The organism is Lysinibacillus sphaericus, from assembly GCF_001629735.1.
In the GTDB taxonomy this organism is placed as follows: domain Bacteria; phylum Bacillota; class Bacilli; order Bacillales_A; family Planococcaceae; genus Lysinibacillus; species Lysinibacillus pinottii.
Map to the genome: position 1 here is coordinate 3,990,966 of NZ_CP015224.1, position 15,808 is coordinate 4,006,773.

General features: G+C 37.6%; 17 protein-coding genes. 12 read left to right on the forward strand and 5 right to left on the reverse strand.

Annotation, left to right across the window (positions count from 1 at the left end):
* Positions 1-54 precede the first annotated feature (54 nt).
* On the forward strand, positions 55-1,260 hold the full coding sequence (locus tag A2J09_RS19670; RefSeq protein ID WP_012292433.1) for an MFS transporter: 1,206 nt from the start codon (positions 55-57) through the stop codon (positions 1,258-1,260).
* Positions 1,261-1,471: 211 nt separating this feature from the next.
* Here the strand turns inward: A2J09_RS19670 and A2J09_RS19675 are convergent, their stop codons facing one another.
* On the reverse strand, positions 1,472-2,158 hold the full coding sequence (locus A2J09_RS19675; RefSeq protein ID WP_012292434.1) for an adenine nucleotide alpha hydrolase family protein: 687 nt from the start codon (positions 2,156-2,158) through the stop codon (positions 1,472-1,474).
* A gap of 549 nt (positions 2,159-2,707) precedes the next feature.
* Between A2J09_RS19675 and A2J09_RS19680 the strand changes: the two genes are divergently transcribed.
* The 11 genes from A2J09_RS19680 to A2J09_RS19730 all read left to right on the forward strand — a co-directional run bounded on the left by A2J09_RS19680 (position 2,708) and on the right by A2J09_RS19730 (position 12,202).
* Positions 2,708-5,119 carry a Na+/H+ antiporter subunit A gene (locus A2J09_RS19680; RefSeq protein ID WP_171821081.1) on the forward strand — a complete coding sequence of 804 codons (2,412 nt, stop codon included), beginning with the start codon at positions 2,708-2,710 and terminating at the stop codon, positions 5,117-5,119.
* Positions 5,109-5,531, forward strand: a complete 423-nt coding sequence (locus tag A2J09_RS19685) for a Na(+)/H(+) antiporter subunit B (protein ID WP_012292436.1) — start codon at positions 5,109-5,111, stop codon at positions 5,529-5,531. The genes A2J09_RS19680 and A2J09_RS19685 overlap by 11 nt, the downstream gene beginning before the upstream one ends.
* 3 nt (positions 5,532-5,534) lie before the next feature.
* On the forward strand, positions 5,535-5,873 hold the full coding sequence (locus A2J09_RS19690; protein WP_012292437.1) for a Na(+)/H(+) antiporter subunit C: 339 nt from the start codon (positions 5,535-5,537) through the stop codon (positions 5,871-5,873).
* A complete protein-coding gene (locus A2J09_RS19695) occupies positions 5,866-7,371 on the forward strand; it encodes a Na+/H+ antiporter subunit D (RefSeq protein ID WP_036160591.1) in 1,506 nt (501 codons plus the stop codon). Before A2J09_RS19690 ends, A2J09_RS19695 begins: the two co-directional genes overlap by 8 nt.
* Positions 7,371-7,853, forward strand: coding sequence for a Na+/H+ antiporter subunit E (locus A2J09_RS19700; protein ID WP_012292439.1), 483 nt, complete (start codon positions 7,371-7,373; stop codon positions 7,851-7,853). The genes A2J09_RS19695 and A2J09_RS19700 overlap by 1 nt, the downstream gene beginning before the upstream one ends.
* On the forward strand, positions 7,853-8,137 hold the full coding sequence (locus tag A2J09_RS19705; RefSeq protein WP_025116881.1) for a Na(+)/H(+) antiporter subunit F1: 285 nt from the start codon (positions 7,853-7,855) through the stop codon (positions 8,135-8,137). Before A2J09_RS19700 ends, A2J09_RS19705 begins: the two co-directional genes overlap by 1 nt.
* A complete protein-coding gene (locus A2J09_RS19710; RefSeq protein ID WP_036160595.1) occupies positions 8,115-8,480 on the forward strand; it encodes a Na+/H+ antiporter subunit G in 366 nt (121 codons plus the stop codon). The genes A2J09_RS19705 and A2J09_RS19710 overlap by 23 nt, the downstream gene beginning before the upstream one ends.
* 297 nt (positions 8,481-8,777) lie before the next feature.
* Complete coding sequence (locus A2J09_RS19715; protein WP_012292442.1) at positions 8,778-9,569, forward strand: transporter substrate-binding domain-containing protein; 792 nt, start codon at positions 8,778-8,780, stop codon at positions 9,567-9,569.
* 120 nt (positions 9,570-9,689) lie between these two features.
* Positions 9,690-10,349, forward strand: coding sequence for an amino acid ABC transporter permease (locus A2J09_RS19720; protein WP_031418079.1), 660 nt, complete (start codon positions 9,690-9,692; stop codon positions 10,347-10,349).
* Positions 10,342-11,064, forward strand: a complete 723-nt coding sequence (locus A2J09_RS19725; RefSeq protein WP_012292444.1) for an amino acid ABC transporter ATP-binding protein — start codon at positions 10,342-10,344, stop codon at positions 11,062-11,064. The genes A2J09_RS19720 and A2J09_RS19725 overlap by 8 nt, the downstream gene beginning before the upstream one ends.
* 322 nt (positions 11,065-11,386) lie before the next feature.
* On the forward strand, positions 11,387-12,202 hold the full coding sequence (locus A2J09_RS19730) for a metallophosphoesterase (protein ID WP_031418081.1): 816 nt from the start codon (positions 11,387-11,389) through the stop codon (positions 12,200-12,202).
* A 21-nt stretch (positions 12,203-12,223) separates the two neighbouring features.
* Here A2J09_RS19730 and tatC read toward each other — a convergent pair whose 3' ends face one another.
* From tatC to A2J09_RS19750, 4 genes are read right to left on the reverse strand one after another with little or no spacing between them, the layout of a single operon-like run.
* The gene (tatC, locus tag A2J09_RS19735) at positions 12,224-13,069 is read right to left on the reverse strand and encodes a twin-arginine translocase subunit TatC (protein WP_012292446.1); all 846 of its coding nucleotides are present in this window, start codon (positions 13,067-13,069) and stop codon (positions 12,224-12,226) included.
* Positions 13,070-13,080: 11 nt separating this feature from the next.
* Positions 13,081-13,284, reverse strand: a complete 204-nt coding sequence (tatA, locus tag A2J09_RS19740; protein WP_012292447.1) for a twin-arginine translocase TatA/TatE family subunit — start codon at positions 13,282-13,284, stop codon at positions 13,081-13,083.
* A gap of 42 nt (positions 13,285-13,326) precedes the next feature.
* Positions 13,327-15,039 carry a GMC family oxidoreductase gene (locus A2J09_RS19745; RefSeq protein ID WP_012292448.1) on the reverse strand — a complete coding sequence of 571 codons (1,713 nt, stop codon included), beginning with the start codon at positions 15,037-15,039 and terminating at the stop codon, positions 13,327-13,329.
* Positions 15,040-15,051: 12 nt separating this feature from the next.
* Positions 15,052-15,801, reverse strand: coding sequence for a gluconate 2-dehydrogenase subunit 3 family protein (locus tag A2J09_RS19750; RefSeq protein WP_012292449.1), 750 nt, complete (start codon positions 15,799-15,801; stop codon positions 15,052-15,054).
* Between the last annotated feature and the right edge of the window lie 7 nt (positions 15,802-15,808).

The window sequence follows — 15,808 nt, forward strand, 5'->3', positions numbered from 1 at the left end:
TAATAGTATGCGACAATCGTCAATAACAAAAACTAAATAGAGCGAGGTGGCAGCATGAATAATCAAATAAATGTCGCAAATCCAATCTACCCAATTATGATTTTGATAGGTGTTGCTCATCTTATCAATGATACGATGCAAGCTGTTATTCCAGCTATGTTTCCAATTTTTAAAAGTGAGCTAGGACTTACCTTCACACAAATTGGTCTCATATCATTTGTCTTAAATATATTTGCGTCTGCATTACAGCCTATTGTAGGGTTTGTCAGTGATAAAAAGCCAATGCCCTATGCTTTACCAATAGGTATGGTAAGTTCTTTTATTGCTATTACAATAATTGCTTTTACTACTCAATATTGGATTATTCTTATTGCGGTATTATTTTTAGGCTTCGGTTCAGCAATATTTCACCCTGAGGGTTCTAGAGTATCCTTTATGGCAGCAGGTTCTAAAAGAGGACTTGCTCAATCGATTTATCAAGTTGGGGGAAACTCAGGACAAGCGCTTGCCCCACTAATTAGCGCCTATATATTTGATATTTTCGGTCAGCGAGGTGCAGCGATTGTATTAGTAGCGGCAACATTCGGTATTATTCTATTAACTAAGATTGCAAGATGGTATAAAAAGCAATTAGAGCAAGAGCGTGCAGCGAAGAAAAAACGGGTGTTGGTTTCGACATTGCCACCACTAACAAAGAAGCAGGTAGGGGTAGCTTTAACCTTACTATTTACGATTATTTTTGCACGATCATTTTATACAACAAATATAACTAGTTTCTATGTGTTTTATTTAATGGATCATTATGATGTGAATCTTCGTCTAGGACAAATCCTTATTTTCCTCTTCATGGCATTTGGGGTAGTAGGGACATTTTTCGGAGGCTCTTTGTCGGATCGTATTGGAAGAAAAAATGTCATTATTCTTTCCGTTGTAGTACCAATGCCATTTTGCCTAGCATTGCCTTATGTACCGTTATGGGCTGCTATGATATTTTTAGTGATCATTGGTACATTGATCATGATTAGCTTCTCTGTAACGGTGGTATACGCACAAGAGCTAGTTCCATCTAAAATTGGCACAATGGCTGGTTTAACAACTGGCTTTGCCTTTGGTATGGGGGCCATTGGAGCCATGGTTATTGGTGTTTTAATGGACCACAAAGGTATTGATTTTACAATGATGGTCGTCTCATTATTGCCGTTATTATTGTTAATTGCCTTTTTCCTACCGAAGGATAAGCCAGCATCTTCAGCAGCTTAGTAAAAACATATCCTGACGGTAGCGAACGCAAAAAATTGAGTTTGCCTACAGTTTTTTTACAATGAAATAAAGTTTTCCACTACAGTCAAATTGTGATTAATCTCAGTCCAAAGAGTTAAATTGAAATGACAAAATGCCATCGAGAGTAAACTTCCCGATGGCATTTGTCAACAGTGTGAACGCATCCTTTAAAAAGAGGAGCGCGTTTTTTTTATTGTCTTAATGGGGATAAAAATTCCGCAGGAAGCTTCTCTTGATCAATCACATAGCCCTCTGAAATATGAACCTCATGCATTTTATCGTTGTAAGTGAATTTAAAGACACCATTATCAAAATCTGTGCCGATTTCCTTGAAGAAGATACCTTCGATGGATACGTATTTCGGACATGTAAATGCTACTTTAAAGTTTTCCTGTTCTTTGATTAAATAAGCACGAACACCTTTTTCGTATGTCTCGTTTGCATCATCATCAGTAGGACGTTGAACAGCAACAATATGAAAATCTACAAATGGAACTTCTTTTAACAGTACATTAAGGAACGATCCTTTAGTGATCTCTTCCCAACGGCTTTGTGCGCTTTGACCTACAATAATTTGTGAAATGCCATAGTTTTTCGCGACTTCTGCAATGACTTTCTGAATGGGGCGTTTTTCATTATCTTGCAATATAAATTTTTCGACCTCAAGTTCGTCTGATAACTTTTCCCATTGCTCAATGTAACTAGATTTCTCAGCGTCAAATGCATCAAGGGGTTGCGAATCAACTGAAAGAATATAGAGTGGGCAATCTAGCATTGTCGCCATTTTGTGTCCTCTACGTATCAAACGCTCACCATTTAAGCCATAGTAAACACAAACTAATATACTTTCGTCTAAACGCCCTTTTACATGCCTCATAAAAAATGTACACCTCTTATCTGTTGGTATTTTGTTAATTTCACTGTTAATTATAAAAAAATATCCTAAAACAGCTAAAATTGATGCTGTTACAGTGCATTATGCTCATTTATATTGTATACTTAAAAATGTATAAAAGTTAACGAAAATATATTGGAAAACCCTTGAAGTAATAAGCTTATATCAATAATTTAAAGTTATTTAATTTATGCATTACGTGCATCTATGCTAAATTGATTTCATATGCCACACTATTATGCAGTGTGTTAAATAGATAGTCAAGTGTCTTTATAATGCTGATATAATTGAGTTGTAACTGTATAAATTATCTGAATTTCCACAAGTTATTTAGGCTTGCATCGGGTTAGAGGTGACTAAATAACTAAACATACCAATGACAAGACACTTTAACACCCCAACACTTTCCATTTGCAAAATTTCAAGAATAAATCTGATATGTTAGCTTAAACAAATTGCTATAATCTTAGCATTTACCATTCCAATACCACAAAAATTTGCTTGATGATTTTGATAGTAGGAGGTTTTCATTTGGTTACAGTACTTATCGCGATACTTTTGCCATTTGTCTGTGCTGCACTTATCCCATTGCTGTATAGGCGACTAAGGCATATAACACATCTTGGCTGGTTTGTTTTTTCTGTTCCATTCATCTTGTTTCTTTTACTTACGCGCTATATTCCTCAAATTGCCGGAGGTAAAACATTTATCCATACATATGAGTGGATTCCCTCTTTTAATATAAATATTACAACATACCTAGATGGGCTCAGTATGATTTTTGGCTTACTGATTACAGGTGTAGGTAGTTTAGTCATTTTATATTCTATTTTTTATTTGTCAACGAAAGAATCTCTTCACCATTTTTACTGCTATTTATTACTATTCATGGGCGCTATGCTTGGCGTTGTTTTTTCAGATAACCTAATGGTATTATACACATTTTGGGAATTGACAAGTGTGTCATCATTCCTATTAATTGCATTTTGGCATCATAGAAAGGCATCACGTGCAGGTGCTAAAAAAGCAATGATGATCACAGTATTTGGCGGTCTCTCTATGCTTGCGGGTTTCCTGATGCTCTATGTAGCTGCTGATACATTTAGTATTCGGGACATTGTAGCTCATGTAGGGGTTATCCGTGATCATGCCCTATTTACTCCAGCATTAATCTTAATTTTACTAGGTGCTTTTACAAAATCTGCACAATTTCCATTTCATATTTGGCTACCTGATGCCATGGAAGCGCCAACACCAGTTAGTGCTTACTTACACTCAGCCACAATGGTAAAGGCAGGTATTTATTTAGTTGCCCGTTTTTCTCCAGTTTTTGGAGGAGAAGCGATTTGGTTTTGGCTAGTAAGTGTCATTGGTCTTGTTACACTTTTCTGGGGGTCATTTAATGCGGTTCGCCAAACGGATTTAAAGGCGCTATTAGCCTTTTCAACGGTAAGTCAGCTAGGCTTAATTATGAGTCTTTTCGGTCTAGGGTCTGTTGGTCATTACTATGGCTACACGAAAGACTCTATTGTATATACACAAGCAAGTTTTGCGGCATTGTTTCATCTCATCAACCACTCCACTTTTAAAGGAGCCTTATTCATGATGGTCGGGATTGTCGACCATGAAGTGGGGACGCGGGATATTCGCCGTTTAGGTGGCTTAATGTCCTTAATGCCTATCACATTTACAATCGCAGTCATTGGCAGCTTTTCAATGGCAGGATTACCACCATTTAATGGTTTCTTGAGTAAAGAAATGTTCTTTGCAGCGGTCTTGGCTATTCGGGATGTAGAGGCCTTTTCCATTGCTGATTTAGGGTTATTTTTCCCATTAGTAGCGTGGGTAGCCAGTATCTTTACCTTTGTCTACAGTTTGATTTTAATTAGTCGAACATTTTTGGGTAAACTACAGCCTGAGAAGATGGATAGAAAACCACATGAAGCTCCATTGGGTATGCTCCTATCACCAATTGTTTTGTGCCTGTTAGTAGTCGGTATCTTTTTCTTCCCAAACGTGTTAGGCCATTATATTTTAGAGCCTGCTATGGCAAGTATTTATCCTACATTCCCAACAACCTATGAATTAACACCACATATTTCTGCTTGGCATGGAATTAATGCGGAATTGTTAATGACATTAGGAGTCATTGTGCTTGGATTCATTTTATTCAAGACATTGAAAAGCTGGAAGCCGGTGTATCGAATTTTTTCACAAAAGTATACGTTTAATACGTACTACAATCGAATGATAGAAATAAGTGAGAGTGGTTCAGAGAAGCTTACTCGCAAATATATGACAGGTAATTTAACACATTATTTTGTCTATATATATGTATTTTTTGTTGCACTTATTGCTGGTTATTTTATTTGGTCAGACGCAATGACTTTTAATTTTGATATGGACTCTACCATTGAATCATACGAATTAATTCTTGTATTTGTTATGGTATTCGCTGCGGTTTGGATGATTTTTGCAAAGGGTCGTGTTACAGCTATGCTATTAAATGGCGTATTAGGCTATTCAATTGCCTTCTTCTTCGTCATTTTCCGCGCACCAGATTTAGCGCTAACACAATTAGTTGTAGAATCCGTAACAACTGCATTATTCCTTTTATGCTTTAAGTATTTACCTGATTTAATGCCTGAGGCACCTCGCAAAAGGGTGCAATGGTCTAAAGCCATGATTTCTATATTTGTCGGCGCAACAGTCACAATGGTTGGTCTAGCTGTTGTGCACTACGAGCAATTTGAGCCTGTTTCCAGTTATTTTAATGATGCCTACGAGTTGGCAGGTGGTTCAAATATTGTTAATACAATTTTAGGGGATTTTCGTGCCTTTGATACAATGCTTGAGGTTGTTGTGCTTCTTATTGCTGGCTTAGGGGTTTATACACTAACAAAGCTTAAGCCTCGAAAGGAGGAAGCAGATTATGAAAATTAATGATGTGATACTACGGACAGTCACTAAGGCAGTCGTCTTCATTATTTTAACACTTGGCGTGTATTTGTTCTTTGCAGGACATCATGCTCCAGGTGGTGGCTTTATTGGCGGCCTCGTGTTAGCTTCTGGCATTGTTTTATTGTATCTTGCTTACGATATAGAGACTGTGCATAAGGGAATGCCGTTTGACTTTAAAAAGGTTGCAGCTCTTGGTGTTTTGCTTGCGACAAGTACGGCAATAGGTTCTTTGTTTTTTGATGTACCATTTCTAACACAGGCCTATACGTATATAAATGTCCCGATTTTCGGGAAAATGGGTTTTTCAACCGTAACCATTTTTGAAGCAGGTGTAGCTTTAACGGTAGTTGGTGTTGTCGTGACAATAATTTTAAGCATAAGTGAGGATGAGTAGCTGATGGAATCTTTGATACTTGTTTTAGTAGGTATATTAGTAGCTGTTGCAACGTACTTAATCCTCTCTAAACAGTTATTACGTGTTATTTTAGGTACTGCTGTTTTATCACATGCTGCCCACTTGCTGATTCTAACAATGGGAGGTCTTAAAAAAGGGGATGTCCCATTATTAGGTGAATCAGAGGGGCCTTATACAGATGCATTACCGCAAGCCCTAATTCTAACAGCTATTGTTATTAGTTTTGCTGTGACTGCGTTTGTTCTCGTTTTAGGCTATCGAGCGTACAAAACAAATGGTTCAGGGAATCTTGATGAATTGAGGGGTACGCCGGATGAGTAATATGATTGTTTTACCATTAATAGTCCCAGTAATTACGGCTATTTTACTGGTGTTTTTAAAAGAGCATGTCTTTTTACAACGTATTATTAGTTTATTGACATTAAGCTTTATCGTTATTATTAGTGTTATTTTATTAGTAGAAATTCAAGAACAGGGGATCATGCGCATTGACTTTAGTGGCTGGGCACCGCCTTTTGGTATCTCATTTGTGGCAGATTCCTTCGCTACACTACTCGTGTTAGTGGCAAATCTTGTAGCGGTTATTTGTATGCTTTATGCAATTTTTACAATGGAATTAAGATATGAAAAAATGTATTTTTATCCGTTTACCTTACTTATGGTAGCTGGTGTTAACGGTTCATTTTTGACAGGAGATATCTTTAACTTATTTGTATGCTTTGAAGTGATGCTGCTGGCGTCATATGCCCTAATTAGCTTAGGTGGGGAAAAAATTCAGCTTCGAGAAGCATTAAAATATGTGCTTATTAATATTGTTGCATCTTGGATTTTCTTAGTGGCATTGGCTTTTCTTTATGGAACAGTCGGTACATTAAATATGGCCCATATTTCTGTGCGTGTGATGGAGGCAGGTGCTAATCCCCTTATTACAACAGTGGCACTCATTTTCTTAATCGTCTTTAGCTTAAAGGCCGGACTGTTATTATTCTTCTGGTTACCAGGCTCTTATAGTGTACCTCCCACAGCCATCGCTGCTTTATTTGCAGCCTTATTAACAAAGGTTGGGATTTATGCACTTGTAAGGACATTTACATTGCTTTTCCCAAATAATACGGAAGTCACACATATGGCACTTGGCATAATGGCCGGTATTACAATTGTAGCTGGTTGTATTGGTGCTCTTTCAGGGCGTGATGTTAGAACAATCGCTTCATATAATGTATTAATTGGTGTTGGGTTTATAGTAGCTGGCCTAGCAATGGGTACAGAGTCCGCCTTACAGGGTATTGTCTATTATTTAATGCATGATATGGTGGCAAAGGCTATGCTATTTATAGCTGTCGGTATGATGATTTATGTAACTGGGGAAACGGTCATAGATAAAATGAGTGGGCTTATTCGGAACTATCCGTTCTTTGGCTGGCTATTCTTTTTAGCTATGTGTTCACTAGCGGGTATCCCGCCATTGAGTGGCTTTTTAGGAAAGGTTTTAATTGGACAGGGTGCTATAGAGGGCGGCAATTTTGTTCTATTAGGTCTAGGATTTTTCTCTAGTTTAATTGTTTTGTATTCATTACTGCGGATCTTTCTTTCCTCCTTTTTTGGCGAGACCATTATTAGCTTGGAGGATGAAAAGCCTTTACCCAAACGTGTGATACTGCCGTTAACTTTACTAGCTGCATGTACTATAAGTTTAGGAATCGGGGCTGAGAAATTGGCTCCCTTTGTCACCGATGCAGCAGAAACGTTATATACACCATCTATCTATATAGATGCTGTTCTTGATGGTGAACAATGGCAAGGTGAGGTGAATAAATAATGGCGATGCAGTTTATTTTAAATTTATTTATCGCAGCACTTTGGTTACTCTTGCAAGATGAAGTGACACCACAATTTTCAACGTTTTTAATGGGGTTTATCGTAGGAATGGGCATATTATATGCGATGCACCGCTTTTATGGCACTCAATTTTACTTGCGGCGAGTCTTTTCGATTATCAAGTTATTATGGCTATTTAATTGGGAGCTGTTTTTATCAAGCTATAGTGTATTAAAACAAATTACTACACCAAAGCTAAACATTACGCCTGGTATTTTCACTTATAAAACCGCACTCAAGGGAGATTGGGAGATTACGGCACTAGCATTACTGCTAACATTAACACCCGGTTCTGTCGTCATGGAAGTTTCTGAAGAGGGCGATGTCTTTTATATTCATGCCATGGACATCGAGCAGTCTAAGGATGCTGTCATTCGCTCTATTGGGAAATTTGAACAAGCAATAATGGAGGTGACACGTTAATGATAGAGAATATTTTACTTCTGGCTCTCGCCTTCTTTAGTATTTCCATCGCGCTGTCGTTATATCGGGTTATCCGTGGCCCATCTATGCCTGACCGAGCCATTGCTCTTGATACAATTGGTGTAAATCTTCTATCCGCTATTGCGATTGTTTCGATTATATTAAAAACAAAGGCTTATCTAGAAGCTATTCTTATATTAGGTATTTTAGCGTTTATTGGGACTATTGCCTTTACAAAATATATTGAAAGAGGTGTGATTGTTGAACGTAAATCAAATGATTGAATGGGCGGCAGTCATCCTAATTCTGATCGGTTCTGTTGTGAGTGTTATTAGCGCATTTGGCATGATTCGTTTACCAGATGTTTATACGCGATCACATGCTGCTACCAAAAGCTCCACGTTATCCGTGTTAACTTGCTTATTAGGTACATTTATTTACTTTTGGGTGCACGATGGTTATGTTAGCGTCCGCTTAATTTTAGGTATTCTATTCGTCTTCGTTACAGCTCCAGTTGCCGGACATTTAATCTGTCGTGCGGCTTATCGTTCTCATGTTCCATTAGCAGAAGGCTCTGGCGAGGACGAATTAAAAGATAAATTATTTACGGAAAAAAATAAGCACTAGACCTCCAAATGGGGGTCTTTTTTGTTTCCTTAGAAATTTTGAAGGGATAATTATTAAGTTTTCGGAAAATAGTAAAGGAAAGTGGAATTGAAAATAGTAAATTGACTAATCTGAAAATTTTGTATATAATATTTCATTTAAAATTTTCTTGTTTATCTTGATTATTATTTCAAAAGAGTATATCTTAATTAGCAGATAGTTTTTTTATTCTCTTATATGAATAAATATCCAATTTACTATTTTTGAGAAATGTATTCTCATACACAATAACTTATAAATAAAAGGAGATGCTTAATAATGAAGAATAAATTATTCATGATGATTCTTGTACTAGCTATTGGCGTACTAGCAGCTTGTGGCGCTAAAGAGGATGACGCAAATAATTCTAATGCTGATAGTAGTACAGACAAACAAGTATTAAAAGTTGGTACTTCAGCAGACTATGCGCCATTTGAATATGTTGACGCAGCAAAAGGTGAGGAGATTATAGGATTTGATATTGATTTAATTAAATTGGTTGGGGAAAAAATAGGTGTAGACATGCAAGTGCAAGATATGGACTTCAACAGTCTTGTGCCAGCGTTACAAGCAGGGAAAATTGATGTAGTAATTTCTGGTATGACACCCAATCCTGAACGTGAAAAGGTAGTAGATTTTTCTGATCAATATAATGAAACAGAGCAGGTAATTATTGTTAAAAAAGATAGCGGTATTAAAAAGGAAGCTGATTTAGCTGGTAAAAAAGTCGGTGTGCAAACAGCCTCTATTCAAGAAAATTTAGGTAATGAAATTGCAAAAAAAGTGGATGTTTCAGTTGAAGGACGTACACGAATTCCTGAAATTATTCAAGATATGATGTCTAAGCGCTTAGACGCAGGTATTTTAGAGGGTGGTGTTGCGAAGGGTTATTTAAAAACAAATGATCAATTAGCAGCCTTCCCTGTAGAAGAACAGCCTGAGGATTTCAAAGCGATTGCTGTGCCAAAGGGTAGTAATCTAAAGGAAAAAATTAACAAAGCATTAAAAGAACTAGCTGAAGAAGGCAAAATCCAAGAGTTAGAAGAAAAATGGTTAGAAAAAGTTGAATAATACATGTATGCGATAGCTCCTATTTGAGCTATCGCTTATGCTTTTCAGTTCAATATAATACGCTTCGGCATGATTTCAAACAAATGCTGAATCAAGATGAAAAAGAAAGGAGGGAGCGCTGTGAACTTGGATTTTACAGCAATCGTTCCCTCTATTCCTTATATTTTAAAAGGGATAGGTGTTACACTCCAAATTGCAATTGGTGCATCCATTATTGGGTTTATCGTCGGTATATTACTAGCCTTATGTAAAATTGGAAAGGTAAAAGTTTTACGTTGGTTTGCTGATTTTTATACGTCGATTTTCCGTGGTACACCACTAGTATTACAATTATTAATTATTTATTATGCAGTACCACAATTATTAGATATTCAAATCGAGCCTATTCCAACGGCCATTATTGCATTTGGATTAAATTCAGGTGCTTATATTTCGGAAATTATTCGTGCAGGTATTAATGCAGTGGATAAAGGGCAAATGGAGGCAGCACAAGCCCTTGGCATTCCTTATGCAAAGATGATGAAGGATATTATTATTCCGCAGGCAGTAAAAAATATTTTGCCCTCTCTAGTTAATGAATTTATTACACTAAATAAAGAAACAGCAGTTGTCACAGTAATTAGTGCCCTTGATATAATGCGTCGTGCTTATATAGTAGGTGGTTCGACATATCGATATCTTGAGCCTTTACTATTTGCTGGTATTATCTATTACCTCATGACACTTGTTTTAACGTTCCTTGGTAAACGAATCGAGAAAGGAATGAGAAAAAGTGATTAAAATTGAAGATTTACACAAATCATATGGACAGAATGAAGTACTAAAAGGTATTTCAACCGAAGTTAAAGAAAAAGAAGTTATTGCTATTATCGGACCTTCGGGATCTGGTAAATCAACGTTCCTTCGTTGTCTAAACTTATTAGAAATCCCTACGAGTGGAAAGGTAACAATAGCTGGGGATGTTCTCACAGATAAAGGGACAAATATTATGAAGATACGGGAAGAAGTAGGGATGGTATTTCAGCATTTTCATCTTTTCCCACATAAAACAGTACTAGAAAATTTAACGTACGCTCCAATTAATGTAAAGGGAATGGATAAAGTAGTTGCGATACAAAATGCAGAAGAGTTACTTAAGAAAGTAGGTCTCTTCGAAAAGCGCCAAGAGTATCCCAACCGTTTATCTGGTGGACAAAAACAACGTGTTGCCATTGCCCGAGCGCTTGCCATGGATCCAAAGGTCATATTATTTGATGAACCAACCTCAGCACTTGATCCAGAAATGGTTAAAGAAGTATTGGCCGTTATGAAAAACCTAGCAGATAGTGGCATGACAATGTTAATTGTTACACATGAGATGGGCTTTGCACGTGAAGTTGCTGATCGCATACTTTTCTTAGATGGTGGCAAGCTCATTGAGGATGCCCCACCAGAGCAGTTTTTCACAGCTCCTTCAACACAGCGAGCAAAGGATTTCTTAGAAAAGGTTTTATAAATAAACAAACAAACGCATTAAGCTCTCTTCGAGAAGGGAACTTACTGCGTTTTTTATTCAGAACGCAAAAGTATAAGGTTATCCCCCTATTATGATGTAATTACATAATTATGAAATTATCCCCATACTATATCATGTGTAAGTTAGCTACGAATAGAAAAAACGCGCATGATTTCCTTTAAAGGGTGGCGGGGTATGGTTGGATTTTGTGCATTCTATGTAATTAAAGTGCATATACTTACAATCAATTTGTTTTTTGCTTATAATAGGGAAGTCAGAATTTTTTTCTGAAAAAAAGTAGCCGCAAAGTGAGCGATTGCGATTGAAAAAATTATTATATGGTGTTTTTTTCGTTGTTTTTATAGTCATTTTTTTGTACGTAAACAATCACTGGCTAGTCGTTAGTAAGCATGTGTTCGAATCAGAAAAGGTGCCTGCCAGCTTTGATGGGCTACGCATTGTACAAGTATCGGATTTACATGATGCCCTCTTTGGTAATAATCAGGAAAAACTGATTGCTAAAGTTAAGGAGACAAATCCTGACTATATTTTTATCACAGGTGATGTGATTGATAGCAATCGCTATGATTTAAACCAAAGTCTACAGGCAGTTAAGGGACTAGTAGACATTACGGACGTTTATTATGTACTAGGAAACCATGAAGTAGCGACGAATAAGGTAAGTGAAATTTATGAGGCGCTATCATCGTTAGGGGTACATATACTGGCCAACGAATCGACCGTCTTAGAGCGCGACGGGGAGCGCTTGGCGATTGTTGGGATAGAAGATCCGTTAATGGGTAGATCAACCGAAGACATGTTGGAGTTGGCTACAGCCTATTTACCAGATGATATGTTTAAGATGTTACTGGCGCATCGACCTGAAGTGTTTAATACGTATGTAAATGATGGCATAGACTTAGTATTTTCTGGGCATGCACATGGAGGGCAAGTTCGTATTCCAGGACTTGGAGGACTTGTTGCCCCAGGACAAGGGCTGTTTCCGAAATATACGGCTGGTGTCTACGATGAAGGAATCACTAAAATGGTGGTTAGTCGTGGCTTAGGCAATAGCTCGGTACCATACCGCATTTTTAATCTTCCAGAGATTGTTGTGATGGATTTAAAGAAAAAATAAGCACTGTGTAAAAATTAAAATTTACGCAGTGCTTTCAATTTGTTTTCGTTCTAGACGTTTGACAAGGTAAATGCTTATTTCATACAGAATAATCATTGGGATTAATACGAGGAGTTGGCTAATAAAGTCGGGCGGTGTAATGACAGCGGAGCATATACCCATTACGATATAGGACCATCCCCGTATTTTTCTCATGGATTCAGCACTCAGTACCCCAATAGCTGATAAAAATAGGGCAACGATCGGTAATTCAAATAATAGCCCAAGCGGTACTGTAGTCATAATTAAAAAATGCATATATTCACTAGCGGATACCATGACATCAAAATTGGTAGCACCTATGCCGACTAAAAACGAATAGCTTAGCGGGTTTACTACAAAATAGCCAAAAGCGATTCCTAATAAGAACAGTGCCAGCATAACGGGTGCATAGAGTCCTAAAAATCGACTTTCCGTTTCCTTTAGCCCTGGTTTTACAAAACTCCACAGAAAATGAACAAGAAAAGGCATGGCAAGACCAAATGATAAGGTAGTTGAAATGGTCATATAAAATTTAACGACCTCAAGTGGTCCTAAAATAATAAGAGAATGACCACGAGTTACAAAGGGAAACCAAATATTAATAGTAGAAAAAACAACAATAAAAAAAAGAATAAAAACAGTTAGCCCTTTTATTATTTGTTTACGTAAATCCGAAAGATGTTCCAATAATGAGGTAACAGGTATAATAGGCTCTTCTGCTACTTGTTGATCTTCCATTTTTACTGCTTGTATTTCAACTAAAGCCTCCATAGGTAACGGAGGCTCAGCTTGTGGTTTATCAAGAGGGCTTAAAAACTTTCTTTTTCCATCCTCATAAGGATCCATAGGAAACCCTCCTACGAAACATCAGATTTTTTTTCGACCTTTTTCACAGAATCATCATCATCTTCCATCAGCCCTTTGGTAGATTTTTTGAATTCTGCAAAGGTTTTACCTACCGCACCGCCGATTTCCGGTAATTTTCTCGGCCCAAAAACAATTAATACAATAACTAAAATAATGACTAATCCAGGTACTCCAATTGCTCCAAGACCACCCATATGCCTTGCCTCCTTAAAATAAAATTATTAGATTGTAAAAAATTAAACTAAGGAACCACCTGATTGACTATATTTTATGACACCTTCTGCACAACGATAGGCTAGTGCTCCCAATGTTCCAGTCGGATTGTAGCCGCTATTATGTGCAAAGTTTCCAGCGCTTACAGCGAAGAGATTATCAACATCCCAGTGCTGTAAGTAATTATTCACGACACCTTGCTCTGGCGTTAAACTCATAACAGTCCCGCCAGTGTTATGCGTTGTTTGGTAAGGAACGATATTATAATCGGTAATTTCAGCATTTGGCACGATTGTTTTTGCGCCCATTTGCTTCATAATGTCTGCTGCACGCGCAGAAATAAATTTATGAAGTGCACGATCCTGATCCGTAAAGTTGTACGTTAGTTGCATTAATGGAAGACCGTATGCATCCTTGTAGGTTGGATCTAATGTTAAATAATTTTGCTTATGTGGCATGGATGCGCCTTGCGCACCAATCCCGAATGAACGTGTATAGTAATGAATAGATTGCTTTTTAAATTCTGGTCCCCATGTAGGTGTATCGGGAGGAGTTGGATTTGACCCAATTGGTCGTGTCCCTGTTTGTGTAAGAGCAATGTTCCCACCATGAATAAAATCTAAATCACTATGGTCGAAATTGTCGCCATTATAATCGTCTACACACATACCTAAAGAGCCTGCTCCCATAAATGTATTGTATTGTTCGTCAAAGAAACCAACAGCCCCAGGTAAGATTTGATAACAATAATTTCGCCCAAGTGTCCCTTTGCCAGTAGTTGGATCATATCTTTCACCTATGTCAGAGACCATTAGAAGCTTGGCATTATTAAAGACGTAACTAGTTAAAACGACAGCGTTGGTAGGCTGAATAAATTCTTCTCCTGATACAGTATCGATATATCTTACACCAGTAACTTTATTGCCCTGTTTTAAAATTTCAACAACGTTTGAATTGTAACGTAAATCAAAATTACCTGTTTTTAATGCAGTAGGAACAACTGTAATTTCTGCTGAGGATTTTGCGCCATATTCACAACCGAAACGTTCGCAGAAACCACAATATTGGCAAGCGTTAATCGTTTCACCATCAGGGTTTTTATAAACCTCAGAGACGTTTGCTGATGGTACCATGTAAGGTGTTAGCTTTAAGTCCTGTGCCGCCTTTTCAAATTGCATAAGCATAGGAGTTTTCTTCATAGGTCCGGTTGGATAAGGGTTTGAACGTTTTCCACTAAATGTATTTTTATCATCTCCCGAAATGCCAGCTGTTTTTTCAAACTTGTCCATATAAGGCTCAAGTTGATCATAAGTTAATCCCCAATCCTGAATGAGATATTCTGGCCCAAGCTTGTTTGGACCATAATGTTTATCTGTTAGCGTTTTTATTTGGAAATCATAGGGTAAAAAACGGAACGTCATTCCATTCCAATGTGTTCCTGACCCTCCCAGCCCCTCTCCAAGTAGAAAGGAACCTAACTGGCGCATTGGTAATGCCTTCATATTACGATCATTTCGAAAAGTAACTGTTTCTTTGGACAGATTTTGCATTAAATCATAACGAATGGCATAACGGTATTCATCATGAACGTTTAAATAATCTTCAGTACCACGCTTTTGTCCTCGCTCTAAACCTACTACCTTTAAACCGGCTTTCGCACATTCAGCAGCAACGATACCACCTGTCCAGCCTACACCAACTGTTACAACGTCTACACTTGGTAATGTTTTGGCCATGTTTTACCCCCCTTAGTGGTTGCCCAAAGATTTAGGCTCAATTTTTTGGAATTTCGAATCTTCAATTTGTGATATATAAGCCATTTGGTGGCCAGGGAAGTTCTTCATGCGCCAGCCCTCCATATTACGATTCCCTCCGTACATTGGGTCCGAATAGGCGCCCTCTAATGTAGCAGCTCGTAACAGTGTAAAGAAGAATGCTGATTGCACACCGACCATTTCAACTTCCCCCTTTTGAAAGGCTGTTAAAATTTCGTCAATCTGTTCACCATCCAAATCGTTGAAGCTTTTTTTATAACGCTTTTGAGCTTCATCTTCCATTTTTTGAATACCTTGTCTGAAAATTTCAGCTCGTGTTAGGCGGCTTTGATAGCCTTGAGTAGGGGTACCTACATCAAAGGGGCCTTGCATATATTCTTTAGAATTACTACCATAATTTCCTGCTAATTGGTGATCGATAAAATAAGGGACATCTAATCCTATAGCACCTGGACCTAAGTCATCTTCTGGAAAAATACGTTCTGTTGCCTTTGATAAAATACTAAAATCTCTTTCATTTCTAAAAAACATTTTTGCTTTCGGCGAACCAAGAGCCTCATTCGTAGTACCGTGTCCACCATGCTCCAGAGTAGAAGTACCTTTACCATTGATGTTGTAGCCTACTAGTCCTCCAATTAATCCACCACCGACTAATGTACCAGCAGCAATACCAGTTGTCTTTAAAAAGTCTCGACGTGAAACATTGTTCTTGTCTGAACTCATAGTAATC

Bases quoted from the DNA above. Each gene is read 5' to 3' on its own strand.
- A2J09_RS19670 (WP_012292433.1), top strand. From the start codon at position 55: ATGAATAATCAAATAAATGTCGCAAATCCAATCTACCCAATTATGATT.
- A2J09_RS19675 (WP_012292434.1), bottom strand. From the start codon at position 2,158: ATGAGGCATGTAAAAGGGCGTTTAGACGAAAGTATATTAGTTTGTGTT.
- A2J09_RS19685 (WP_012292436.1), top strand. From the start codon at position 5,109: ATGAAAATTAATGATGTGATACTACGGACAGTCACTAAGGCAGTCGTC.
- A2J09_RS19690 (WP_012292437.1), top strand. From the start codon at position 5,535: ATGGAATCTTTGATACTTGTTTTAGTAGGTATATTAGTAGCTGTTGCA.
- A2J09_RS19695 (WP_036160591.1), top strand. From the start codon at position 5,866: ATGAGTAATATGATTGTTTTACCATTAATAGTCCCAGTAATTACGGCT.
- A2J09_RS19700 (WP_012292439.1), top strand. From the start codon at position 7,371: ATGGCGATGCAGTTTATTTTAAATTTATTTATCGCAGCACTTTGGTTA.
- A2J09_RS19705 (WP_025116881.1), top strand. From the start codon at position 7,853: ATGATAGAGAATATTTTACTTCTGGCTCTCGCCTTCTTTAGTATTTCC.
- A2J09_RS19715 (WP_012292442.1), top strand. From the start codon at position 8,778: ATGAAGAATAAATTATTCATGATGATTCTTGTACTAGCTATTGGCGTA.
- tatC (WP_012292446.1), bottom strand. From the start codon at position 13,069: ATGGATCCTTATGAGGATGGAAAAAGAAAGTTTTTAAGCCCTCTTGAT.
- tatA (WP_012292447.1), bottom strand. From the start codon at position 13,284: ATGGGTGGTCTTGGAGCAATTGGAGTACCTGGATTAGTCATTATTTTA.
- A2J09_RS19745 (WP_012292448.1), bottom strand. From the start codon at position 15,039: ATGGCCAAAACATTACCAAGTGTAGACGTTGTAACAGTTGGTGTAGGC.
- A2J09_RS19750 (WP_012292449.1), bottom strand. From the start codon at position 15,801: ATGAGTTCAGACAAGAACAATGTTTCACGTCGAGACTTTTTAAAGACA.